At 65.8% G+C, this 22,821-nt stretch carries 19 protein-coding genes, 1 tRNA gene and 3 pseudogenes; 8 read left to right on the top strand and 15 right to left on the bottom strand.

The window, feature by feature from the left end:
• Positions 1–32 precede the first annotated feature (32 nt).
• The 3 genes from V8F63_RS09375 to V8F63_RS09365 are packed head-to-tail and all read right to left on the bottom strand — an operon-like array spanning position 33 to position 2,349.
• On the bottom strand, positions 33–2,069 hold the full coding sequence (locus tag V8F63_RS09375) for a S9 family peptidase (protein WP_392352948.1): 2,037 nt from the start codon (positions 2,067–2,069) through the stop codon (positions 33–35).
• Complete coding sequence (locus V8F63_RS09370; protein WP_392352947.1) at positions 2,030–2,155, bottom strand: hypothetical protein; 126 nt, start codon at positions 2,153–2,155, stop codon at positions 2,030–2,032. The genes V8F63_RS09375 and V8F63_RS09370 overlap by 40 nt, the downstream gene beginning before the upstream one ends.
• Positions 2,156–2,196: 41 nt before the next feature.
• Positions 2,197–2,349, bottom strand: a complete 153-nt coding sequence (locus tag V8F63_RS09365) for a hypothetical protein (protein ID WP_392352946.1) — start codon at positions 2,347–2,349, stop codon at positions 2,197–2,199.
• A gap of 376 nt (positions 2,350–2,725) precedes the next feature.
• On the opposite strand from V8F63_RS09365, the gene V8F63_RS09360 reads away from it, so the two are divergent.
• Both V8F63_RS09360 and V8F63_RS09355 read left to right on the top strand, forming a co-directional pair.
• Positions 2,726–3,541, top strand: coding sequence for a ferredoxin--NADP reductase (locus V8F63_RS09360; protein WP_025978243.1), 816 nt, complete (start codon positions 2,726–2,728; stop codon positions 3,539–3,541).
• A gap of 4 nt (positions 3,542–3,545) precedes the next feature.
• Complete coding sequence (locus V8F63_RS09355) at positions 3,546–3,878, top strand: chorismate mutase (RefSeq protein ID WP_025978242.1); 333 nt, start codon at positions 3,546–3,548, stop codon at positions 3,876–3,878.
• A 7-nt stretch (positions 3,879–3,885) separates the two neighbouring features.
• Here V8F63_RS09355 and V8F63_RS09350 read toward each other — a convergent pair whose 3' ends face one another.
• Entirely contained in the window at positions 3,886–4,239 is a 354-nt protein-coding gene (locus tag V8F63_RS09350) for an Hpt domain-containing protein (RefSeq protein ID WP_303683920.1), read from the bottom strand.
• Positions 4,239–5,655 (bottom strand): annotated as a pseudogene (locus tag V8F63_RS09345) (amino acid permease). Before V8F63_RS09345 ends, V8F63_RS09350 begins: the two are co-directional and overlap by 1 nt.
• A gap of 195 nt (positions 5,656–5,850) precedes the next feature.
• Between V8F63_RS09345 and V8F63_RS09340 the strand changes: the two are divergent.
• The 4 genes from V8F63_RS09340 (at position 5,851) to V8F63_RS09325 (ending at position 9,154) form a co-directional block, all read left to right on the top strand.
• Positions 5,851–5,926, top strand: a tRNA-Lys gene (locus V8F63_RS09340).
• Between the two features lie 427 nt (positions 5,927–6,353).
• Positions 6,354–7,541: an integrase family protein gene (locus tag V8F63_RS09335; protein ID WP_392352945.1), complete on the top strand. Its 1,188-nt coding sequence runs from the start codon at positions 6,354–6,356 to the stop codon at positions 7,539–7,541.
• Between the two features lie 11 nt (positions 7,542–7,552).
• Positions 7,553–7,801: a hypothetical protein gene (locus V8F63_RS09330; RefSeq protein ID WP_392352944.1), complete on the top strand. Its 249-nt coding sequence runs from the start codon at positions 7,553–7,555 to the stop codon at positions 7,799–7,801.
• Between the two features lie 153 nt (positions 7,802–7,954).
• Positions 7,955–9,154 carry a CaiB/BaiF CoA-transferase family protein gene (locus tag V8F63_RS09325; protein WP_392352943.1) on the top strand — a complete coding sequence of 400 codons (1,200 nt, stop codon included), beginning with the start codon at positions 7,955–7,957 and terminating at the stop codon, positions 9,152–9,154.
• A gap of 48 nt (positions 9,155–9,202) precedes the next feature.
• On the opposite strand, the gene V8F63_RS09320 is transcribed toward V8F63_RS09325, so the two are convergent.
• From V8F63_RS09320 to cyoA, 7 genes and pseudogenes are all read right to left on the bottom strand, one after another.
• On the bottom strand, positions 9,203–9,739 hold the full coding sequence (locus tag V8F63_RS09320; protein ID WP_025978238.1) for a response regulator transcription factor: 537 nt from the start codon (positions 9,737–9,739) through the stop codon (positions 9,203–9,205).
• A gap of 23 nt (positions 9,740–9,762) precedes the next feature.
• Positions 9,763–11,106, bottom strand: coding sequence for an ATP-binding protein (locus V8F63_RS09315; RefSeq protein ID WP_392352942.1), 1,344 nt, complete (start codon positions 11,104–11,106; stop codon positions 9,763–9,765).
• Entirely contained in the window at positions 11,106–11,819 is a 714-nt protein-coding gene (locus V8F63_RS09310) for an SURF1 family protein (protein ID WP_392352941.1), read from the bottom strand. Before V8F63_RS09310 ends, V8F63_RS09315 begins: the two co-directional genes overlap by 1 nt.
• Positions 11,820–11,898: 79 nt before the next feature.
• Positions 11,899–12,282: a cytochrome o ubiquinol oxidase subunit IV gene (gene cyoD / locus V8F63_RS09305; RefSeq protein ID WP_025978235.1), complete on the bottom strand. Its 384-nt coding sequence runs from the start codon at positions 12,280–12,282 to the stop codon at positions 11,899–11,901.
• A pseudogene (gene cyoC / locus V8F63_RS09300) lies at positions 12,279–12,924 on the bottom strand (cytochrome o ubiquinol oxidase subunit III). Before cyoC ends, cyoD begins: the two are co-directional and overlap by 4 nt.
• Before the next feature lie 4 nt (positions 12,925–12,928).
• Positions 12,929–14,941 (bottom strand): cytochrome o ubiquinol oxidase subunit I, encoded by a 2,013-nt coding sequence (gene cyoB, locus V8F63_RS09295; protein ID WP_392352940.1) that lies wholly within the window; start codon positions 14,939–14,941, stop codon positions 12,929–12,931.
• A 14-nt stretch (positions 14,942–14,955) separates the two neighbouring features.
• Positions 14,956–16,230 (bottom strand): ubiquinol oxidase subunit II, encoded by a 1,275-nt coding sequence (gene cyoA, locus V8F63_RS09290; protein ID WP_392352939.1) that lies wholly within the window; start codon positions 16,228–16,230, stop codon positions 14,956–14,958.
• A 108-nt stretch (positions 16,231–16,338) separates the two neighbouring features.
• Here cyoA and V8F63_RS09285 point away from each other — a divergent pair.
• Together V8F63_RS09285 and V8F63_RS09280 are read left to right on the top strand one after the other, a co-directional pair.
• Positions 16,339–17,680, top strand: a pseudogene (locus V8F63_RS09285) (MFS transporter).
• 231 nt (positions 17,681–17,911) lie between these two features.
• A complete protein-coding gene (locus V8F63_RS09280; protein ID WP_392352938.1) occupies positions 17,912–18,346 on the top strand; it encodes a hypothetical protein in 435 nt (144 codons plus the stop codon).
• Positions 18,347–18,429: 83 nt separating this feature from the next.
• Here V8F63_RS09280 and V8F63_RS09275 read toward each other — a convergent pair whose 3' ends face one another.
• From V8F63_RS09275 to V8F63_RS09265, 3 genes are all read right to left on the bottom strand, one after another.
• On the bottom strand, positions 18,430–19,320 hold the full coding sequence (locus V8F63_RS09275) for a hypothetical protein (RefSeq protein ID WP_392352937.1): 891 nt from the start codon (positions 19,318–19,320) through the stop codon (positions 18,430–18,432).
• Between the two features lie 35 nt (positions 19,321–19,355).
• Entirely contained in the window at positions 19,356–21,863 is a 2,508-nt protein-coding gene (locus V8F63_RS09270; RefSeq protein ID WP_392352936.1) for a hypothetical protein, read from the bottom strand.
• A gap of 221 nt (positions 21,864–22,084) precedes the next feature.
• Positions 22,085–22,753 carry a hypothetical protein gene (locus V8F63_RS09265; RefSeq protein ID WP_392352935.1) on the bottom strand — a complete coding sequence of 223 codons (669 nt, stop codon included), beginning with the start codon at positions 22,751–22,753 and terminating at the stop codon, positions 22,085–22,087.
• Between the last annotated feature and the right edge of the window lie 68 nt (positions 22,754–22,821).

Below are 22,821 nucleotides of genomic sequence, written 5' to 3'. Positions count from 1 at the left end.
GGCAGCCCCTTTTCATTCCGCCATAAAAAGCCTCAGTCGGCCTTCTGCGGCGCCCGCGTTCCGATGGTGCGGTCCAGGAAGTCCAGGTAGGTCCGCCACTGGTGCAGCTGGCGATCATTGCCCCGGATGCCGTGGCGCTGGCCGGGATAGAGCATGGTCTCGAAGGGAATGCTCTTTTCCTGCAGGGCGTTCAGCACCCGCGTGGTGTTCTCGAAGATGACGTTGTCGTCGGCCATGCCGTGCATCAGCAGCAGACGGCCCGTCAGATTATCGAGGCGCCCCAACACGTCCGACGCGGCGTAGCCCTCCACGTTCGCCTGCGGCGTCGACATATAGCGCTCGGTATAGGCGGTGTCGTAGAGGCTCCACTCCGTCGGCGGCGCCCCCGCCAGCGCCGCCGCCAGCCCCATCTTCGGCTCGGTCAGCGCCATCAGGCTCATGAACCCGCCGTAGGACCAGCCCATCATGGCGATGCGGCCAGCGTCGACATAGGGCAGCGAGCGCAGATAGTCCGCGCCGATCACCTGATCCTCGATCTCGGGCTGGCCCATCTTCAGATAGAGGGCCTGCTTGAAGGCGGCCGAACGGTCGCCCTCGCCCCGGTTGTCCAGACGGAAGACGATATAGCCCGCCTCGGTCAGCAACTGCGTCGTCGCCCCCTGCCAGGCGTTCTTGACGCCGCCGCCCGACGGGCCGCCATAGACCTGCATGACGACCGGATACTGCTTCGACGGATCAAAGCCCGGCGGCGTGGTCATCTGCCAGACCAGGGTCTGGCCGTGGCTCTGCAGCGTGCCGAAGGTCGGCTTCTGCTGGCGCTCGGCGTAGGGCCAGAAGGGGTGGCCGGGCTGGAGCCTGTTCTCCTCGATCCAGCGCACGCGCTGGCCGTTGATCGAATACAGGGCCGACTGCGCCGGGGTGTTCACGTCGCTGTAGTTGCCGACATAGGCCGTGCCGGTGCCGTTGACCGTGGCGCTCCACCAGCCGCCGCGCGGCGTGACCTCGCTCGGCGCCAGCGTGCGCTTATAGCTGGCGCGGAACAGCTGCTGCTCGATCGGGTATTCCTTGCCGTCGCGCATGGAGGCGGTGAAGAAGACCTCGCCGGTGTCCTGGTTGACCCCCGCCAGCGACTTGACCGGATAGTCGCCGCGCGTGATCGCGCGCAGGCGGCGGCCGTCCTTGGCGTAGAGATACAGGTGACGCCACCCGCTCTCCTCGCTGGACCAGATGAAGTTCCCGTCCTTCAGCGCCTTGAAGTCGTGGGTGACGTTGACCCAGGCCTTCGAGGTCTGGCTGGCGATCACGCGGCTGGCGCCCGTGGCCGGATCGACGCTCAGCAGGTCCAGCCGCTTCTGGTCGCGCGACAGGCGCTGGACATAGGCGACCGAGCCGTCCGCCGCCCAGTTCACCCGGCCCAGATAGATGTCGGTATCGGCGCCCAGGTCGACCTTGACCCGTTGGCCGCTCTGCACGTCCTGGACATAGAGCTCGACCACGGCGTTGGGCCGTCCGGCGCGGGGGTAGCGCTGCTGGGCGACCGAGGCCCCGCCGCCGGTGATGTCCAGACGCGGGATGACGTCGACCGTGCTCTCGTCCGTGCGCTGCAGGGCGATGTGGCGTTCGTCCGGGCTCCACCAATAGCCGGTGTCGCGGTCCAGCTCTTCCTGGGCGATGAACTCGGCCGTGGCCCAGGTGATCAGGTCCTTGCCGTCCGTGGTGATCGCCTGTTCGGCGCCCGTCTCAAGGTTGATCAGGAACAGATTCTGGTCGCGCACGAAGCTGACGAATGAGCCCTTGGGCGAGACCTTGGCGTCGATCTCGTCCGCCGTGGTTTCCGTCAGGCGGCGCACGCTGCCGTCGGCGCGGTTGGCCAGGAAGACGTCGCCTTCCAGCGGCGCCAGGATGTAGCGGCCCTGCTCGTCCCACGAATATTCGACCACGCCGCGTTGGGAAATCCGCATCCGCTCGCGTCGCGCCTTCTCGGCCTCGGACAGTTCGCCCGCGTCGGGGACCAGGGCGCGGGCGTCGATCAGCTTGAACGGTTCGCCCCCTTCACCGGCGCGGCCCACAGGTCCAGCACGTCCACGTCGTCCTCGCGCGAACGCAGGAAGGCGACCAGTTCGCCGTCCGGCGACAGGCTGACGCCGCGCGCCACCGGCCCGGCCAGCGACGGATTGGAGAAGACCCGCTCGACCGTCAGGATCGAGGAGGCGGCGCCGCGGCGGCGGGCGGCGTCGTGGGCTGCGGCGTGGATTGGGCGAAGGCCGAGGTCGCAGCCATCAGGATCGTCGAAGCAAGGAGAAAAGTGCGCATGGCGGCGAAGCTAGAGCCGGAATCCTCCGTCGTCATCCCTTCTTTCGCCCTTCCCTGTTCATGGCGGACGGAGGCTCGCCCCGATCGGCCAGCCTACCCTGCCGCCTGTGCTAAGCTCCCCCAGCCACGAGAGACACGACCGCCCGACGCAGGAGAATTTCAGACGATTCAGACGAATTGGACTCTCTTTTTCTTCCTTCTCCCCTTGTGGGAGAAGGTGGGCGCCGGAGGCGCTCGGATGAGGGGTGTCGGCGTGACGCTCGAAAGTCACTCAAGACAGGTCCGCGTCCGTCCGGATATCGAAGCGTTCACACCCCTCATCCGTCAGGCTCCGCCCGCCACCTTCTCCCACAGGGAAGAAGGATCGCCGCACCACCTTTCGCAATCGCCCTCGACCGCCTAGTTAGGCCCCATGTCTGACGCCTCCCTCGCCGCGCCGCCCGTCAAGGCCAGTCCGTTCCATGAGTTGGAAGTCCTGTGGGTCCGCCACTGGAACGACCAGTTGTTCAGCTTCGCCCTGAAACGGCCCGAGGATTTCCGCTTCCGTTCGGGCGAGTTCGTGATGATCGGCCTGCCGGGCGAAGACGGCGGCAAGCCCGTGCTGCGCGCCTATTCGATCGCGTCGCCCTTCTGGGCCGAGGAACTGGAGTTCTTCTCCATCAAGGTCGAGGACGGCCCTCTGACCTCGCGCCTGCAGAAGATCGTCGCGGGCGACAGCGTGCTGATGGGCAAGAAGCCGACCGGCACCCTGGTGCTGGACGCCCTGACCGGCGGCGAGCGCCTGTGGCTGATCGGCACCGGCACGGGCCTGGCGCCCTGGCTCTCGGTGGCGCGCGATCCGGAAACCTATTCGCGCTTCAAGCAGGTCATCGTCTGCCACACGGTGCGCAACGTCGCCGACCTGGCCTATCGCGACTTCTTCAGCCACGAGATCCACGACGACCCGCTGATCGGCGACGAGGCCAAGGCCCAGCTGACCTATTATCCGACCGTGACGCGCGAACGCTTCGAGACGCCGGGCCGCATCACCGACCGCATCAAGTCGGGCGACCTGTTCGCCGACCTGCAACTGCCCAGCGGCTTCTCGCCCAACAGCGACCGCGTCATGCTGTGCGGCTCGATGGCCATGATCAAGGAGACCGGCGAACTGCTGGAATCCCACGGCCTGAAAGAAGGCTCGAACGCCGAACCCGGCGACTATGTTCTGGAGCGCGCCTTTGTCGGCTGACCTGATGACCTCTCCCCGCACCGTCGCCATCGACGAGCGCAAGGCCCCGGAAGACTGCGTCACCATGGTCGACGTGCGTCAGGGCGTGGATGCGCTGGACCGCGCGCTGGTGACCCTGCTTGCCGAGCGTCAGCGCTATATGGACGCCGCCGCGCGCATCAAGCCGAACCGCGACGCCGTCTTCGATCAGGCCCGCATCGACGACGTGGTGGCCAAGGTCCTGGCGGCCGCTGGCCCCGCCGGCCTGTCGCCCGACATCGCCGAGCCGGTCTGGCGCCTGCTGATCGACCGCTGCATCGCCCACGAGTTCGGAACCTGGGACCAGACGCGGGTCTAGCCTCGCTTCAGCCCTTCAAACTCCTAAGCGCCAGCTCATGGCGATACGCCGCCACATCGGCCAGGGCCGCGTCCAGCGCCGTGCGCACCCGCTCCAGGCCCGCCGGGGCGGCGGCCTGTTCGCCATGCTCCACCTCGGCGCAGATCTGAGCCAGAGCCTTGGCCCCGATGCCGGCCCCAGCGCCGCGAATGGTGTGCACGGCGTCGCGCCAGCCCTCGCTGGACGCATCCAGCAGAGCCGACCACATGCGGGCCTGTTCAGCGAACAGGCCCAGCACTTCTTCCGTCACCTCATCCATGCCGCCGGTCATGGCTTCGAGGACGGTGAAATCCACCGCCCCCGACAGGTCGCGCCTGGCCATTAACCCTCAGCCTCTTCGCCCTTGGCGAGGCGCGAGTTACGCGACGACCAGACCAGGTAGACGGCCAGGCCGAACAGGTTCCACAGCAGGAAATACAGCTGCGTCGAGGCTCTTCAGGCTGAAGAAGAAGACGATGCAGCCGATGATGGCGACGCCGCCGACCAGCGGCCACAGCGGCGCTTTGAACTTGCGTTCGCGGTTCGGCTCACGCACGCGCAGCACGATCAGGCTGATCCCCACGGCCATGAAGGCCATCAGGGTGCCGGCGTTGGCCAGCGACGCCAGTTCGTCCAGACGCATGATGCCCGCCAGGAAGGCGACGACGACGGCGGTGAAGATCGTCACCACGGTCGGCACGCCGCGATTGGAGATCTTGGCCAGGCGATTGGGCAGCAGACCGTCCCGAGCCATGCCCAGGAAGATGCGGCTCTGGCCGAACAGGAAGGCCAGCAGCACGGTCGGCAGGGCGACGACGGCGGCGGCGGCGATCCACTGGGCGGCGACGCCCTGGCCCAGGCCGCGCATGATGTGCGCCAGCGGCTCGGGGCTGTCGGCGAAGCTGGCGACCGGAGCGGCGCCGATCGCAGCGGCGGCGACGGCGATGTACAGGATGGTGCAGACCACCATCGAACCGACGATGCCGATGGCCAGGTCGCGCTCGGGCTTCTTGGTCTCTTCGGCCGCCGTGGCGATGGCGTCGAAGCCGTAGAAGGCGAAGAAGATGATGGCCGCCGCCGCCATGACGCCCGTCTGAACAAAGGGCGCGCCGAAGCCGTAGGGCATGAAGGGCGTGAAGTTGGCCGCGTCGAAGCGCGGCAGGGCGATGGCCACGAAGGCCACAAGGGCGGCGATCTTGATGACCACCAGCACGGCGTTCAGCGTCGCGCTCTCCCGCGTGCCCAGCAGCAGCAGGCCGGTCACGATGCCGATGATGAAGACCGCCGGCAGGTTGATCAGCCCGCCCTCGACGTGCGGACCGACGGTCAGGGCGAACGGCAGGTCGATCCCCAGCCCGGCCAGGAAGGGCGCGGCATAGCCGGACCAGCCCACGGCCACGGCCGAGACGACCAGGGAGTATTCAAGGATCAGGCTCCAGCCCACGACCCAGGCGAAGATCTCGCCCAGGGCGGCATAGGAATAGGTATAGGCGCTGCCCGAGGCGGGCATGATCGTCGACAGCTCGGCATAGGCCAGGGCGGCGCAGGCGCACACCAGACCGGCCAGGGCGAAGCTGATCAGCACCGCCGGACCCGCCAGCCCCGCTCCGACCCCGATCAGGGTCAGGATGCCGGTGCCGACGATGGCGCCGACGCCCAGCGCCATGAGGTGCGGCCAGCTCAGGGTCTTTTTGAGCCCCGGCCCCGAACTCGGGGCCAGCATCGCGTCGATCGAGCGACGACGGTTCCAGAACGCCATAATCTTTACTCCCCCTCGCCGCGTCTTCCGGCGGCTGATTCAAGGCGCGACCTTAGCGCGCGTTGCAATCATGATAAAAGAAGCATTTGACGCTTGCACAGCCCCATCGCTGCGAGTAATAGGAGCCCCCTTCGCCGAGGTTGTTCACAACGCAGCGAAGGGCCGGCGCCACACCAAGGGCGCAGACGACGGTACGGGTGATTAGCTCAGTTGGTAGAGCAGCTGACTCTTAATCAGCGGGTCCACAGTTCGAACCTGTGATCACCCACCATCGTTTTCAAAGACTTAGATCCACTGTCAGGCCTGACAGTGGGTTCCCTTTGGGATTTTGATCTCTCGCGACCCGTAAAAAGCCCGCCGTCGCTGCCGTCGGCGCTTTTCGCCTGCCGACAAAAGCGCCGACATGCCGTTTGTCAGCCCGGACTGTCAGTGTCAGTCTGGTCGTTCGCTTTAGATATTCGCTTTCAGCACTGTCAGATCTCCGTCGCCAATCCAATGGCGCGGCGGTTCCCGTACAGAACCAGCTAGGGATCGAGCTACAGGCTTGACAGGCGCGCCCGTTTAGAGTTGGCTTCGTTCAGGCGCGCTGGGAATTCCGCGCTTCCGACCGATCAGGTCACCTTTTCCGACATTCTAATCTTATGGACCCGCCTCGCTGCAAAGATCGGGGTCAGGACCCTTAGTGATGCCCTGCCGCAATGGCCGAAGGTCAAGGCAAGCCCGCGCACCAACGAAGCGTGCCCTCAGGCAGCTGCGCCGAACAGCGCCCGTCCAACCCCATTTGGGCTTGCTTGTCCAACCTCCTGCAACGCCCGACGAGCCGCTCATGGAGTGCGAGTACGACTTCAGAACGACTTCCAGCCTTTCAACAGCCTACGTTCTCTCGATCCTGCCCGAACATATTTCGCGACTCGCATGCGACCGCGCTGAGGTCGGGCTCACGACCCCAACCCTATACGACGAGGTTAGACATGACGCGTCCTCGGGCTAAACCCCTTACCGAGGCCACGATCAAACGACTTCAGGCTCTCGCCGACGAAGGGCCGCGGGCCGAGTATAGCGACTGCGGACATCCAGGCTTGCGCCTACGTATCGGCCCAGGGAGCGCGAGTTGGTCGCTCTTCTTGCAGACCAATGGACAACGCTCCCGACACGCCCTCGGCGAATGGCCGGAAGTCGATGTTGATGAAGCCAGGCGGCGCGCCAAGCGGCTTCAGCAGGAAGCGAAACATAGCCGAACAACGCCAGCAACCTTGGCCGACTTGCTGGCAGATTACGCTGCATTAAAAGGCCCATCGTTACGGCGGAACCGCTCCACCATAAACTCCCTGAAAGACGCCATCGCTTCTATCCGCCATCGGCACCCGGCGACGCTTTCGCGGCGTGACATCGCGATGATCGTGGCGCGAAAAGCTAAGACAGCCCCGTCCCATGCCAATCGGCAACTGGCCTATCTCAAGGCTTTATTCAACTGGGCGATCGCGCAGGGGCTCATGGAGACTAATCCGGCATTGGGCGTCGGCAAGCCCGCTCGGGAATCGCCGAGAGAGCGAACCCCGACGATGGAAGAGATCGCAGCGATCTGGATCGGCGCTACGCTGCGTCCTCACCCCTACGGGCGCATTGTGCAGATGCTCATTCTCACAGCGTGCCGCCGCCAGGAGGTCGCAGAAATGCGATGGAACGAGCTCCGCCTGCCGCCTCAGTCGAAGGTCGGCGAATGGATAATCCCGGCCTCGCGGACTAAAAACGGAAGAGCAATCCGTATTCCTCTATCTGCGCCCGCACGCGAAATCATCGAAGACGCCGAAGTATATCGGATCAATGATCTCGTCTTCGCTACCTTGTCAGCGCCTCCTTTCAAAGTTGGTCCAAAGCCAAGATAGCGCTCGATCGATTGATCGCCGCCAACAGTTCAGAACTCATCGACTGGACTCACCACGACTTTCGGCGAAGCTTCGCGACGTATGCCTGCGATGAACTCAATGCGTTGCCGGAAGTCGTGGACCGCTGCCTCAATCATGTAGGCGCGGCTACCGCGTCGACAGTGGCTCGCGTCTATGCGCGCGGCGCCTTGTTCGACCAGCGCCGGAAAGTTTTGGACGCCTGGAGCGAGGCCATCTTGGACGCCGTAGATCGGGTTTAACTCTCCTCTTGAGCCTCTAAGACAGGCGCTAGACGCGCCATCTTCAATCGCAACCTCTGGCAAATCGCCAAGCCATGCGCCAAGAAGCGTCAGCCCCTGCACCCCGCCTTGACCCAGCGGCTATATCCATTGCGACGTTGATGTAGGATTCTGATGACCGACAAACCTCTCGCCGTCTCGCGCGCTCCTCTGAATAATGTGCGCGTGCTGGATTTGTCGCGGGTCTTGGCCGGTCCCTGGGCGACGCAGACGCTGGCTGATCTGGGGGCCGAGGTCATCAAAATCGAACGGCCCGGCGCCGGCGACGACACCCGCCACTGGGGCCCGCCCTTCACCACCACGGCCGACGGCGCGCCCGGCGACGCCGCCTATTTCCTGTGCGCCAACCGGGGCAAGAAGTCGGTCGAGCTGGACATCGCCAGCCCCGATGGCGCCGAGGCCGTGCGCCGTCTGGCCGCGACCTGCGACGTGGTGGTCGAGAACTTCAAGACCGGCGGGCTGAAGAAGTACGGCCTCGACTACGCCTCGCTGACGGCGATCAATCCGAGGCTGGTCTACTGCTCGATCACCGGCTTCGGACAGGACGGGCCGGACGCGCACCGCGCGGGCTACGACTACATGATCCAGGCCATGGGCGGGCTGATGTCCATCACCGGCCAGCCCGACGGCGCGCCAGGCGCCGAGCCGATGAAGGTCGGGGTGGCGGTCGTCGATCTGTTCACCGGCCTTTACGCCTCCAACGCCATCCTTGCCGCCCTGTGGCACGCGCGCGCGACCGGCGAGGGCCAGCACGTCGACATCGCCCTGTTCGACGTCCAGGCCGCCATGCTGGCCAATCAGGCGACCAACTACTTCGTGTCCGGCAAGGCGCCGACGCGGATGGGCAACGCCCACCCCAATCTGGCCCCCTATCAGCCCTTCGCCTGTTCCGACGGGATGGTGATCATCGCCGTGGGCAACGACGGCCAGTTCCGCGCTCTGTGCGGCGCCCTGGGGCTGGAGATCGAGGCCCGCTTCGCCACCAACGCCCTGCGGGTCGCCGAGCGCGAGGCGCTGGGTCCCCTGATCGCGGCGAAGACGGCGGGCTTCACCATGCAGGAGCTGATGCAGGCGCTGGAGGCGGCGGGCGTGCCCTGCGGCCCGGTCAACACCATCGATCAGGTGTTCGCCGAGCCTCAGGCCATCCATCGCGGCCTGACGGTGGAGCAATCGCGCCCCGATCTGGCCCAGCCGATCCGCACCGTCGCCTCGCCCATCCGCCTGTCGAAGACGCCGGTGCGATACGACGCCCCGCCGCCGAGGCTGGGGCAGGATACGGAAGATGTGCTGGGCGAGTTGGCACCGAAGGACTGAGCCTTGCTCTCCCGCTCATGCTCGTGGAGGCGCGGATAGGCGGACCATTTAGCTCACCTGCCGCTTCTCCAGCTTCCGCGCCAGGGTGCGGCGGTGCATCCCCAGACGTCGCGCGGCCTCGGAGATGTTGAAGTCGGTCTCGGCCAGCACCTCGTGAATACGCTCCCACTCCAGCGTCTTGATCGAGGTCGGGCGGGCGGTCAGAGGGGCGTCAGGGTCGCCCGCTGCGCGACCAAAGGCGGCCTCGATGTCATCCGTGCCGGCAGGCTTGGCGAGGTAGTGGCGGGCGCCCAGCTTGATGGCCTCGACCGCCGTGGCGATGCTGGCGAAGCCGGTCAGGACGACGATCACCAGGTCGGGGTCGAAGGCGTGCAGGGTCTGCACGCAGGTCAGGCCCGACGCCGTTCCCAGCTTCAGGTCCACCACGGCGTAGTCAGGATGATGCGTCTTCAACAGCTCGACCATCTGGTCGTGACTGTGGGCGGCCAGCACCTGATAGCCGCGCCGTTCGAACGAGCGCCGCAGGGTGCGCGAAAAGGACTCGTCGTCCTCGACGATCAGAAGCTGGCGGGGTTCGTCCGTCATTTCATGCCCTCTTTCCAGACTGCTTACTTCGGCGCCAGGGCGTCGATGGGCAAGGCCAGTCGCACCACGGCTCCGCGGCCGGTCGCGTCCGGACGGTTGGCGGCGACGACCGTGCCGCCCAGTTTGCGCACCACATTGACCAGCAGGAACAGGCCCAGCCCCGCCCCTGCCCGCGCCTTGGTCGACTGATAAGGCTGGCCCAGCTTTTCCAGAATGCCGGGCGCGAAGCCTGGACCGTCGTCCTCGAAGGCGATGAACAGGCCGTCCGCGTCGGCCACCGCCCGCACCTCCAGATTGCGCGCGCCCGCCTCCTGCGCATTGTCCAGCAGGGCGCTGAACACCTGTTTCAGAGCCGGGTCGGCGATGATGGAGGGATCGCGCGGCGTTGGACCGCTGAGGACGACCTGCATGGCGTCTGCGGGCCGATTGGCGGACCAGTCGTCGATGATCTCGCCGAGGAAGCCGCTGAGGGCGGTGACGGTCGGCGCTTCACCGCGCGCCTCGCCCGCCGACATCAGGATGTTGGTGACGATGGATTTGCAGCGGTCAACCTCGGCCTGCATCTGTTCGATGTCGTGGCGCAGGTCGTCGTCGCCTGTCAGGGCGGGCATGCGCCGCCAGTCGCTTAGGATCACAGACAGGGAGGCTAGCGGCGTGCCGAGTTCATGCGCGGCGCCCGAGGCCAGCAGCCCCATGCGCACGATGTGGTCCTGTTCCGCCGCCTGCTGCCGCGCCTCGGCCAGATAGGCGTCGCGGGCGCGCACGTTCTGGCTGGTGCGGGTGACGAAGGCCACCAGCAGCACGGCGATCAGGATGAAGTTGATCAGGGCGCCCTGCTGGATCAGGCCCAACCGCGCATCAGCTCCGGCAGGCAGGTCCAGCGGCTGACGCCACACCGCCAGAAAGGCCAGGCAGGCGCCCGTCGCCAGCACGAAGCCCCAGGCGTAGACCGGCCGCAGCAGCACCGCCGCCAGCACCACCTGCATCAGGTAAAGGGCCGCGAAGGGATTGGTCGCGCCGCCGCTGAAGTAGAGCAGCCAGCTCAGCGCCGCCACGTCGACGCACAGGGCCAGCAGGATCTCCGGGTCGGTGACGACCTTGCGCCGCAGGGTCACCGGCGCGCTGACCAGATTCATCACCGCCAGCGCCGTCGGCGCCAGCAGCAGCGGCCCCAGCGGGACGCTGATCTTCAGACCCCAGTGGACGATGACGATGGTCGCCACCTGACCGATCACCGCCAGCCACCTCAGCTGGATCAGCAGCAGCATGTTGCGCCGACCGGCCGCGCCCGGCGACACCGGCGTCTCGGCGTTGGCGTCCATGCCCAGAACGGTGCGGAAGAAGCGGTTCAAAGCCCCGGCTTGCATCAACGTCCCCCAGCCCTGCGGCGCCGCTCGTCACGCAGCCACAGAATGGCGCCGCCCGCCGACATCAAGGCCAGGCCGAACCAGGTCAGGGCGTAAACCAGATGGCTGTTGGCGAACCGCACCACCGTCAGCCCGCCGCGTGGCCAGCCGCCTGGATTGGGCGTCGCGTCGGCGTCAATAAAATAGGGCGCAACCGGGCCGTCCAGCCGCTTGGCCTGCGCGATCGCCGCCACGTCGCGCGAGAACCAGCGGTCGCCGGCTGGATCATTGTCGCGCAGGAAGCCGCCCTTCGGCTCGCTGATGCGCAACAGGCCGGTGACGGAGACCGGCCCCTCGACCTGCCCTTCCGCACGACTTTCGGGCGCCGCGCGCTCTGACGGGACGAAGCCTCTGTTGATCAGGACGGTGAAGCCGCGGCCGTCTTCCAGCGGCGTCACGACCCAGAAGCCCGGCCCCAGGTCCGTCACCGCCTTCACCCGCGCCTCGCGGTCATGCAGGAACTGCCCGCTGGCCGTGACGCGACGGTATTGGTCCGCCTCGCGCGTCACCGCGTCGAAGCCTGCAGGCCCCGGCGCTGGAACCGGATCGGCATGAATGCGGCTGTCGACCTGACGGATCAGCTCCTGCTTCCACGCCAGGCGCTGGACTTGCCAGACGCCCAACGCGCAAAAGCCCGCGATCAGTACGGCGAAGACCGCCAGTCCCGCGATCATCCGGCGGCGTGACGCCGGACGGGCGGCAAGCTCAGGGGCCGACGATGACGTCAAACGTCGTCTCCGCGTGCAAGCAGGCTCAGCCCATCCCCTGCATGTCGTGGACGGGCATCATGTTGGTGTTCAGGTGATACATGACCCAGACCGAACCGGCGACGGCGATGACCACGATCACCAGGGTGAAAATCAGCGCCAGCATGTTCCACCCGCCCTCGGACCGGTGGTTCATGTGCAGGAAGAAGATCATGTGCACCACGATCTGCACCACGGCGAAGCCGGTGATGATCAGACCCGTCAGCTGCGGCGCCAGCACCCCGGCCATGACCAGCCAGAAGGGAATGGCCGTCAGAACGACCGACAGGCCGAACCCGATCAGATAGCTTCTGTAGGTGCCGTGATCATGATCGTCGCCGTGGTGATCTTCGTGAGTCACGGCGTGCTCGTTGTGGGCTTCGGCGCTCATCGCAGCATCCCGAACAGATAGACGAAGGTGAAGACGCCGATCCAGATGACGTCCAGGAAGTGCCAGAACAGGCTCAGGCACATGAGGCGGCGGCGGTTGGCCGGGATCAGGCCCTTTTGCGCCACCTGCACCATCAGGGTGATCAACCAGATGCAGCCGAAGGTGACGTGCAGGCCGTGCGTGCCCACCAGGATGAAGAAGGCCGACAGGAACCCGCTGCGTTGCGGCGTCGCGCCCAGGTGGATCATGTGGGCGAACTCATAGAGCCTCGATGCCCAGGAAGCAGAGGCCGAACAGGCCGGTGATCGCCAGCCAGGCTTGCGTCTGCGCCACCTTGTTGCGGTACATCGCCAGCATGGCGAAGCCGTAGGTGATCGACGAGAACAGCAGCATGGAGGTGTTCACCGCCACCAGCGTCAGGTCGAACAGATCCTTGGGCGCCGGGCCCGCCGCATAGTTGCCGCCCAGCACGGCGTAGACGGCGAACAGGATCGCAAAGATGAGGCAGTCGCTCATCAGATACATCCAGAAGCCCAGCATGGTGCTGTGGCCTTCCGGGTGATGCGGATCCTCGGCCGGGTGGAAGATCGGCCGCCCGGCCTCGTCGATGTAGTCGGAGTGGATGGAAGGTGCGTGGCTCATCGGATCACCCCTGCGTCGCTGCGGCGGCCGCCAGGGCCTGGGTGCGCGCATTCTCGGTCGCCTGAACCGTCTCGGCCGGGATGTAGTAGTCGCGCCTGTAGTTGAAGGTGTGGAAGATGGCGTAGCCGATCAGGGCCGCGAAGCCCGCCGCCGCCAGCCACCAGATGTACCAGATCAGGGCGAAGCCGACGATCAGCGACAGCGCCGACAGGATGAATCCCGCGCCCGTATTGGCGGGCATGTGGATCGCCTTGAAGCCCCCGACCGGACGCTCATAACCACGCGCCTTCATATCCCACCAGGCGTCGCCGTCGTGAATGATCGGCGTCTTGGCGAAGTTGTAGTCAGCCGGCGGAGACGACGTCGCCCACTCCAGCGTGCGGCCGTTCCACGGGTCGCCCGTCTCGTCGCGCAGCTTGTCGCGGTTGATGATGCTGACGGCGAACTGGATCAGCATGGCCAGGATGCCCACGGCGATGATCGCCACGCCCACGCCCGCGATGATGAACCAGATCTGATAGGCCGGGTCGTCGAAGACCCGCATCCGCCGCGTCACGCCCATGAAGCCCAGGACGTACAGCGGCATGAAGGCCATCCAGAAGCCGACCACCCAGCACCAGAAGCTGACCAGACCCCACTTCTTGTCCAGCTTGAAGCCGAAGGCTTTGGGCCACCAGTAGTTGATGGCGGCGAACAGGCCGAACAGCACCCCGCCGATGATGACGTTGTGGAAGTGGGCGATCAGGAACAGGGAGTTGTGCAGCACGAAGTCCGCCGGCGGCACCGCCAGCATCACGCCCGTCATCCCGCCGATCACGAAGGTCAGCATGAAGGCGACCGTCCACATCATCGGCAGCTCGAAGCGGATGCGGCCGCGGTATATGGTGAACAGCCAGTTGAACAGCTTGGCCCCGGTCGGGATCGAGATGATCATCGTCGTGATTCCGAAGAAGGAGTTCACGGACGCGCCCGAGCCCATGGTGAAGAAGTGGTGCAGCCACACCAGGTAGGACAGGATGGTGATGACCACCGTCGCATAGACCATCGAGGTGTAGCCGAAGAGCTTCTTGCCCGAGAAGGTCGAGGTGACTTCGGAAAACACGCCGAACAGCGGCAGGATCAGGATGTAGACCTCGGGGTGGCCCCAGATCCAGATCAGGTTCACGTACATCATCGGGTTGCCGCCGAAGTCGTTCGTGAAAAAGTTGGTGCCGATGTAGCGGTCAGCCGACAGCAGGACCAGCGTCGCCGTCAGGATCGGGAAGGACGCCACGATCAGGATGTTGGCGCACAGCGAGGTCCAGGTGAAGACCGGCATCTTCATCAGGCCCATGCCCGGCGCGCGCATCTTCACGATGGTCGCGATCAGGTTGATGCCGGATAAGGTGGTCCCTACCCCCGCGATCTGCAGCGCCCAGATGTAATAGTCGACGCCGACGCCGGGGCTGTAGCCGATGCCCGACAGCGGCGGATAGGCCAGCCAGCCGGTGCGGGCGAACTCGCCGATGAACAGCGAGGCCATGACCAGCACGGCCCCCATCGTGGTCATCCAGAAGCTGAAGTTGTTCAGGAAGGGGAAGGAGACGTCGCGCGCCCCGATCTGCAACGGCACCAGATAGTTCATCAAGCCGGTGATCATGGGCATGGCCACGAAGAAGATCATGATCACGCCGTGGGCGGTGAAGATCTGATCATAGTGGTGGGCGTTGAGGTAGCCCTCGGACCCGCCGAACGCCATGGCCTGCTGCAGGCGCATCATGACCGCATCGGCGAAGCCGCGCAGGAACATGATCAGCCCAAGGATCATGTACATGATCCCGATCTTCTTGTGGTCCACGGTCGTGAACCACTCCTTCCAGAGATAGCCCCACAGCTTGTAGCGGGTGATCAGGGCCAGCACCCCCAGGCCGCCGATGACGACGACGGCGAAGGTGGCGACCAGGATGGGCTCGTGGAACGGAAGCGACTCCCAGTTCAACCGACCCAGAAGCGGCGATGTGGAATGTTCGACAGTCATGATCGTTCAGACGCTCAGGATTGCGACGCCGCCGGCGCGGAGAAGAGGGAGGCGAAACGCTCGCCCGGTTGAGATCGGCCGGGGCGCTCCAGCCCCTGGCCCATGACGCGGTTCAGCGGCGTGTCGCGGGCGATGTCCTCGCCGAAGGCCTGACGGCGACGGGCGGCCTCGACGGCGGCGGCCTCGGCCTCCAGCGGGGTGCAGATCGTCAGCACATAGGACTCGCCGGCGCCGAAGACGGCGTCGCCGCGACGGGCGTACTTGTCATAGACCAGCGGCAGGGTGTTCTTGACCGCCGTCAGACCCAGACCGCCCTTGCGGTCGATGTCCATCATCTCGCCCATGCACATCTTGCCCGGCTCGACGCACATGTTGACCACGGCGTCGAACAGGCGGTCGTCGACCGAGGCGTAGTGGATGACGGGGACCTTCTCGCTGGGCTTCTCCAGCTCCAGATAGGTCTCGCGGTCCAGACCCTGACCGGCGGCGCGAACGCCCGCGACCCACTGGTCGAAGCCCGCTTCATCCAGACCGTGGAAGGCGAAGCGCATGTTGGAGAAGCCGTCGCCCGAATAGTTGGCCGAGAAGCCGACGTATTCGCCCGGGCGGTTGATCACGGCGTGCAGCTTCGTCTCCATGCCCGGCATGGCGTAGATCTGACCGGCCAGGGCCGGGATGTAGAAGGAGTTCATCACCCCGGTCGAGGTGATGTGGAAACGGATCGGCCGGTCGACCGGCGCCGCCAGCTCGTTCACTGTGGCGATGCCGTATTCGGGGTAGATGAACAGCCACTTCCAGTCCATCGCCACCACCTCGACCTGCAGCGGGCGATGCTCCTCGGCCACGGCCTGCCCTTTGGCGATGCGGTCCAGCGGCCGATACGGGTCCAGCAGGTGCGTCCCGGCCCAGGTGATGGCGCCCAGGCAGATGATGATCAGCAGCGGCGCCGCCCAGATCACCAGCTCCAGATGGGTCGAGTGGTCCCAGTCCGGCTCGTAGCGAGCTTCCTTGTTCGATTCCCGATACTTCCAGGCGAAGAAGACGGTCAGGATCATCACCGGAATGATGATGATCAGCATCAGCACCACGGACATGACCAGCAGATCGCGCTGCTGTGCGGCGATGTCGCCGGCGGGCGCCAGCACCACGGCCTGACAGGCCGGCAGCATAGCCAGAAGGGGCAACAGCAACAGGGGGCGCAGTCGGCGCACAGCGGCTCCAGTCGAGATTTGAGACAAGGGCTCGGTCATCGTCCTGCCCCCGTAAACCCCACCTCCGGAGTGCGACATTGGACAATCTGCCCTATCCCCTCTGCGATCCGAGGGGAGCAAAGGGACGCTTTAGCCATTCTATGATCGCGGGCGTGTACGCGCCCCGGTGCAGGGAGCCTCATGGTCATGAACGCAGCCAGCGGCGCGCCTTCTTCAGAGCCCCTTGAACGGGACGCCAGCCGGATCAACGCGCGAGACGGCAAAATCGACGCGGGCGAAATCGCCATCGGCGTCATCATCGGACGAACGTCCGAGTTTTTCGACTTCTTCGTCTACGCCATCGCCTCGGTCGTTGTGTTTCCGCAGCTGGTGTTTCCCTATGCGGGGCCGCTGGGCGGGACGTTGCTGTCCTTCGCCGTCTTCGCCGTGGCCTTCATCGCCCGGCCCTTCGGCACGGCCCTGTTCATCGCCATCGACCGGCGCTTCGGGCGTGGCACAAAGCTGACCATCGCCCTGTTCCTGCTGGGCCTGTCCACCGTCTGCCTGGGCTTCCTGCCGAGCCATGCGCAGGTCGGCCACTGGGCGGCCGCCATGCTGATCGCCCTGCGGATCGGTCAGGGCGTCGCCCTGGGGGCGCCTGGGACGGCATGGCCTCCCTGCTGTCGGTCAGCGCCCCCGAAAAGCGCCGCGGCTGGTACGCCATGGTCCCGCAGCTGGGCGCCCCGATCGGCCTGATCGTCGCCAGCGCCCTGTTCGCCTATTTCCTGAGCAAACTGTCGGCCGCCGACTTCATGGACTGGGGCTGGCGCTACCCGTTCTTCGTCGCCTTCGCCATCAACGTCGTGGCCCTGTTCGCACGGCTGCGCATCGTGGTCACGCCGACCTTCCAGGCCGCCTTCGAGACGCTGGAGCTGCACCCTGCGCCTGTCGGCAAGGCGGTGCGCGAAGAAGGCGGCAAGATCGTCATCGGCGCCTTCGCCCCCTGGCCAGCTTCGCCATGTTCCACATGGTGACGGTGTTCCCGCTGTCGTGGGTGTTCCTCTACACCGACGAGGCGCCCAGCCGCTTCCTGATCATCGAACTGATCGGCGCCGTCTTCGGCCTGTTCGCCATCCTGGCCTCGGGTTGGCTGGCCGACCGCTACGGCCGCCGCGCCCTGCTGGCGGCCACGGCGGCGGGCATCGCGGCCTTCTCGGGCTTCGCGCCCCAGCTTCTGGACGGCGGCCCCACGGGCGAGCTGACCTATATGATCCTGGGCTTCATCCTGCTGGGCCTGTCGTTCGGCCAGGCCTCGGGCGCGGTGGCCTCCAGCTTCAGCCTGAAGAACCGCTACACCGCCTCGGCCCTGACCTCGGACCTGGCGTGGCTGTTCGGCGCAGGCTTCGCCCCGCTGGCGGCGCTGGCCCTGTCGGGCAAGTTCGGCCTGGTGGCGGGCGGCGCCTATCTGCTGTCAGGCGCGATCTGCACCCTTCTGGCCCTGTGGCTCAACCGCGAACTGGCCAAGGGCCGCGCGGGAGCCAGGACCTGATGAACGGCGCGGGCGGGCGCGGCGCCCTTGATCAACGCGCCGCTGAAGCGCGCGAGGTTCATGCCTTCCCTGCCCGGTCACGTCTCCTTCCTCCCCTTGCTCCTCGCGGCGGACCGAATGGTTATCGTCTATTCACGATAGGATTTAAGCCCCCGCTAAGCCTGTCTGATCGCCTGACGTTAAGAGCGGCCCCGTTATCGTCACCTCGAGATCAAGGGTGATGAGGACGTCATGACCAAGCTGATGCCGGCAAAACGCCGTACGCTTCTGGCGATCGCCGCCGGCCTGACGGTCGTGACGGCCCCACAGGTCGCGTCGGCCGGCCCCACGGCGGGCGGCTCCTATCAGTTGCGCGCTAACGTGCCAGTAGCCTGCTGGGTGCGCCCGAACACCGCCCTCATGGCGGAGACCGGCCGCACGGGCTCAGTGATCGAGGCCTGCAACAGCCCCGGCGGCTTCACGGTCTCGGCCCAGTACCGCCCGCTGGCGGAAAGCGAGAAGGCTCGGATCATCTACGGCGACCGTTCGCTGGATCTCACCGCCGCGCCCGGGTTGCTGGAGTTGCGCCGCTCGACCATGGCGTCCATACGCACTGTCGACTATCGCTTCGACGACGTCCAGTTGGAGGGGCCTCTAATCCTGGCGCTGACAATCCAGCCGATCTGATGCCAGACCCAGCGCCAAACGAAGAACGCCCCGCAGACCACTCTGCGGGGCGTTTGTCATTTCCAACCCTCCGCTTTGGTCGATCAGATCGCCGCGACGGTGAAGGTGATCGTGTCGCTGTACTCGCCCGCGCGCTTGCCCGTCACGTCGCCGACGCCGATGCTCAGCGGATAATCATCACGACGCGCGCGCAGCGACGGCGTCTCGAAGCTGCTTGGCGCCTTCAGCGTGAAGGCGTGCGCGCCCACCATCAAACTGTATTCGATGGCCCAGGCCGTACCGCGCTGCACCAGCCGCCCGGCGTTGGCGGAACTGATCGTCACGCGATAGCCGCCGGTGCTATGGACGTAGAGCTGCGTGTTAAGCGCCCGCGTCCCCGCCGACAGTTCGCCCAGGTCGATGACCGCCCGGCCCTGGACGCGATTAAACTCGCCCTTCAGCCCCATGACCGCCGCCGCCGCCACGTCCAAACCCAGGGTGATCGGCCGCGACGCGTGAATCTCGTCATTGGCGTGTTGCAGGAACAGGGACAGGGTCTGGGTGTAAAGGCCCCGTGAAAGAACATCGCCGGGAAGAGCGATGAAGGTCAGCCGCGCCAGTTTCTGCTCGCCGGCCTTGATCTTCACGCTGACACCGTTGCGCACGACTTGGCCACGCACCGGCGCGATGTCCGCGGGGCCGAAGTCGTCGTCGATAAGTTGATAGTCCACGCGCCCCGCGACGTTCGGCGACGTCAGCCCATAGGCCTCGCCCTGAAGCGTGGCCAAAAGGTTGCCGATGCATGGGGTCGAGCCGCGATTGATCAGCCGCACCTCGAACTGGCGCAGGGCCGCCTCGTCCTCATAGGGATTGTAGCGGATGATCCACTGGTCCTGGGCGGGTTCGATCGCCAGTTCGCAATGGGCCTGCGCGGCGGCCTGCGTCGGCGCCAGCATCACGGAGGCCAGCGCCGCTGCGGCAGCTAGGGCCGCCATCGAGCATTTGGAGACCATGTTCGTCTTCCTCCCGTTCATTGGTCGGTGATGTCGACCGGCACGGCGACAGTCTTGAGATCCAGCAAGCCTTGGTTGTCCGCCGGGACCGTGAACTCGAACCCGGCGGCGGGCGATGTGAACAACTCGACGCGATAAGTCTTGCCCGGGACCAGCTTCTGGATGGCGAACCGCCCAACCGAATTGGTAAAGAACAGTTCCGGCTCAGCTGCGGGATCATCCACCGGACGCACCCGGCCCGAGATCAACGCGGCGGGCTTGCCGGCGTTGCCGACCATGCGGCCCAGGGCCGAGACGAAGGCGTCGCTGCCCACTTGGATGGCGTAGCCGCTGCGGTAAGCCGGGCGCACCCGGCGCACGCCCTCGCCGATGTCATAGCCCGGCGGAACGCCCAGCACGTCGTATCGCACCGACTGGTCGACATAGGAACTCAGGGTGTTGGACACCGCCGGCCCCAAGGCGCCGCTGCGCGAGGTGTAATTCCCGCGCTCGAACGATTCCCCGACGATCACGGGCTTATCTTCCAGCGACTGGTGCGGATAAAGAATGGCGAAGCTGTCGTAGATGTTTCGCCCGATGGCGACCTTGCCGCCCGCCGTCGAGATCGAGGTGCCGATGCGCAGCGACGTCACCTGTTCGTCAGTGATGTTGCTGAAGCTCTGCCCAAAGCCCGTGTGCGACAGGCTGGCGTCGAAGCGGTTGGCGATATAGTCGACCTGGCCGCTGACCGACCCAGGGCCGCCGTCGTAGGTCGAGGCGAGTGAATAGCCGAAGGAGCCGACGCGGTTCTCTGTCGATTGCTGGAAGCGCAGGCTGCCGCTGTTGCGCGCCGAACTGTAGCGCGCCTCGGCCCGACGATCATAACGCGGCTGCCACACCAGGGCGACGGTCGCGCCGACACCGGTGGCCCCGCCGATATTTTTGCCATAGTCGACCCATTCGGCGCCGACCTGCAAGCTCCATTGCGGCGTAAAGCGATAGGCGCTCACGGCGCTGAGCGCATAAGAATCCGCAGTGGCGCCTCGGCCCATGCGGTAGGAGGCGCTCATAGTCGCCGTCCAGTCCTCGGAGAACTGATGCGAATAGCCGCCAGTGAACACCCAGGACGTCGGATTGGACCCGAACTCATTGCCCAGAGTGGCGTAATCCTCGGACGTGTAGTCGGCCACGACCGTCCAGCTGTCGTAAGTCTCCCCCAGATCAACGAAATGGTCGAAACTCACAGCGTAGGCGTAGCCCGCGCCGGCTTCGCCGTTGCTTGCCGAAGCGTTCAACTGAAGGCGCGCGCCATTGCGAAGGATGAACTGGGTCTGGCCCGTGAGGTTCTGGACAGCTTCCGAAGCCTGAAAGCCCAGCCCGACCGCCGGCCGGTTCACGAAGGCCTTGCGCCAGAATCCGCTGAACGCCAGATCGCCGTCCGAATAGTCGGGCGAGCCGAACGAGCCGACATTGATGAAGCCTAGATAGGCCCCGTATTCATAATCCCCGGGCTCCAGGTCGATGGAATCCAGATAGGCGCTGTAGGCGATAGTCTCGCGGCGGCCCGACTCGTTCTGAATCTCCAGCTGGATGTCGTTCGATCCGGTGTCGAGCGGCAGGTTGGAGACGTCGTACTGGCCTGGATCGAGCTGGAACTCGCGCACGAAGACGCCGTTGCGCAGCACCCGCACGGTCGAGGCTTCCTGCAGCACCAGCTGGCGCCCGCCAGCCAGGACGTTGTTGCGGAAGCTGTCGAAGCGCTGCCTCTGGCGCGTTACGCCGACGCCGCCCATTTCCGCGAATCCCTGGCGCCCGCGCGTCTCGACGTTCAGGTCGCCCAGGTACCAGCGGCGATAGTCTTCGGGCTGGTCGAAGACGAAGCGGGCATAGCGGCGCTCGATCTCATAGTCGCCCGAAAACTGGTTCTCGCGCCCCTGGACGTCGGCCTCCAACACCAGGCCCTTGTAGCGCACGGCGCCGTTCATGAAGACGCTGGGAGACGTCACTTCCCCGGTCGACTGACGCCGCGACACGGAAAGATTGCTGTTCAGATAGGCGCTGAAATCCTCAGGCGCCTCGCCCGGCTCCTCGGGGCGGCCGCCCTGGAACAGGGATTCGACTGACCGCTTAGTCGGGTCGATGCGCAACACCAGAACCGCCAGCTGATCGGGATCATAATCCAGCTTGATGCCGGTCTCGTTGATCTCCTCCGGCGCGAAGGACTCTACGCCCTCCAGCCGCTGCCTAAGCTCCACCTGCGCCTCGAGCGTCAGCAGGGGGTCGATCAGAGCGCGGAATCCGGCGCTGTCCACGATGAAGCGGTCGTCACGCGTCAGCACCACAGGCATTTCGCCCAGAACACGCCGGTTGAAGTTCAGCGGCACCGTCATGGCGATGTCGCGATCGTAGGGGTTGATGTTCGGACGCGTCTGCGGCGCCGGAACGGCCGCCGGAGCGACGGTCTCGGCCGCCTGCGCCGCGACCTGCGACGCCGCCTGCATCAGCCCCAAGGCTTGAGCATGCGCCCAGCCGCCCGGCGTCGCCATGACAGCCGTGGCCAGCGCGATCTTCGACCCTGCGCCCCGCAACGCCCTCGCCCCCGTCGAGCCTCATCGTGCGATCGCACACTTACGGGCTTGGCCGGGTCCAGCTCGACCCCGGTCGGCAGCTTGAATGTCCGCTTGCCCCCAAGGGAGCCAGATAGCCGACGCCCACAGTCTGGGCGATGTCGTTGCTGTTGTACTCGCGACGAAAGGCCTGGCCGGCTCTATCGGTCCCTTCCACGATCCAGGTTGCGCCACTCATCAGGGCGTAGCGTTTGCCGGTGTTGCTCACCACGACCTCGACGCCCGGCTCGGCCGGGGCGCGGGCGGCGGCGCTCGCCGCCGCTTAGCGCGGGATCAACTTCGGGCGTTGGCGGGGTCACCATGGCTGGCGTCACCGAGAGGACTTCGATCTTGGGCTGGGCCCCTGGCGGCGCCACGACGATCAGGGCCTTCATCGTATAAAGGACCTGCACGGACAACGCCCCGCCGCCTTCCGGGTCGGCCGGGTCCGTAGCGACGGGCAGTTGCTTCACCCACAGATAATAGGCTTGCGAAGCGTCGATGGTCGGCTCGCCGACCCACTGGACACGCACCACCTGACGCCCGCCGACCGGCACTAGGCCCTGCGGCGGGAAGACCAGGAAATCCTCGTCCGCCGGCGTCTCGACGATATTGCCGTCGGCGTCGATCTCCATGCGGGTGATCATGGTCTCGAACGGCAGCGCCGCCGAGCCGACATTGCCGACCTCGATCCGCGCGGCCGATCCGGCGCCCGTGGTCGTCAGTTCGGAAACCATAGGCGAGACCCGCATTGCCCAGGCCGTCGACATGACCAGCAGGCCCGCCGCCAGGCCGCCGCCGACCAGGGCGGCCAGATACCTCACACGCAAATAGCGAAAGCCGGATCGCAGCATCAATAGTTACTCCCCGAAGCTGTCCACGGACAGCCGTCTCAAGA

The organism is Brevundimonas sp. LF-1 (assembly GCF_037055305.1).
Taxonomy (GTDB): domain Bacteria; phylum Pseudomonadota; class Alphaproteobacteria; order Caulobacterales; family Caulobacteraceae; genus Brevundimonas; species Brevundimonas sanguinis.
This window is presented reverse-complemented; position numbering and strand designations above follow the sequence as displayed.

What these genes read in the sequence shown, in the direction of transcription:
- V8F63_RS09280 (WP_392352938.1), top strand. Translation starts at nt 17,912, where the DNA reads ATGACCAAGCTGATGCCGGCAAAACGCCGTACGCTTCTGGCGATCGCC.
- cyoD (WP_025978235.1), bottom strand. Translation starts at nt 12,282, where the DNA reads ATGAGCGCCGAAGCCCACAACGAGCACGCCGTGACTCACGAAGATCAC.
- V8F63_RS09270 (WP_392352936.1), bottom strand. Translation starts at nt 21,863, where the DNA reads ATGGCGACGCCGGGCGGCTGGGCGCATGCTCAAGCCTTGGGGCTGATG.
- V8F63_RS09325 (WP_392352943.1), top strand. Translation starts at nt 7,955, where the DNA reads ATGACCGACAAACCTCTCGCCGTCTCGCGCGCTCCTCTGAATAATGTG.
- cyoA (WP_392352939.1), bottom strand. Translation starts at nt 16,230, where the DNA reads ATGTCGCACTCCGGAGGTGGGGTTTACGGGGGCAGGACGATGACCGAG.
- V8F63_RS09365 (WP_392352946.1), bottom strand. Translation starts at nt 2,349, where the DNA reads ATGACGACGGAGGATTCCGGCTCTAGCTTCGCCGCCATGCGCACTTTT.
- V8F63_RS09360 (WP_025978243.1), top strand. Translation starts at nt 2,726, where the DNA reads ATGTCTGACGCCTCCCTCGCCGCGCCGCCCGTCAAGGCCAGTCCGTTC.
- V8F63_RS09320 (WP_025978238.1), bottom strand. Translation starts at nt 9,739, where the DNA reads ATGACGGACGAACCCCGCCAGCTTCTGATCGTCGAGGACGACGAGTCC.
- V8F63_RS09355 (WP_025978242.1), top strand. Translation starts at nt 3,546, where the DNA reads ATGACCTCTCCCCGCACCGTCGCCATCGACGAGCGCAAGGCCCCGGAA.
- V8F63_RS09335 (WP_392352945.1), top strand. Translation starts at nt 6,354, where the DNA reads ATGGCCGAAGGTCAAGGCAAGCCCGCGCACCAACGAAGCGTGCCCTCA.
- V8F63_RS09275 (WP_392352937.1), bottom strand. Translation starts at nt 19,320, where the DNA reads ATGGCGGCCCTAGCTGCCGCAGCGGCGCTGGCCTCCGTGATGCTGGCG.
- V8F63_RS09310 (WP_392352941.1), bottom strand. Translation starts at nt 11,819, where the DNA reads ATGATCGCGGGACTGGCGGTCTTCGCCGTACTGATCGCGGGCTTTTGC.
- V8F63_RS09350 (WP_303683920.1), bottom strand. Translation starts at nt 4,239, where the DNA reads ATGGCCAGGCGCGACCTGTCGGGGGCGGTGGATTTCACCGTCCTCGAA.
- V8F63_RS09315 (WP_392352942.1), bottom strand. Translation starts at nt 11,106, where the DNA reads ATGCAAGCCGGGGCTTTGAACCGCTTCTTCCGCACCGTTCTGGGCATG.
- cyoB (WP_392352940.1), bottom strand. Translation starts at nt 14,941, where the DNA reads ATGACTGTCGAACATTCCACATCGCCGCTTCTGGGTCGGTTGAACTGG.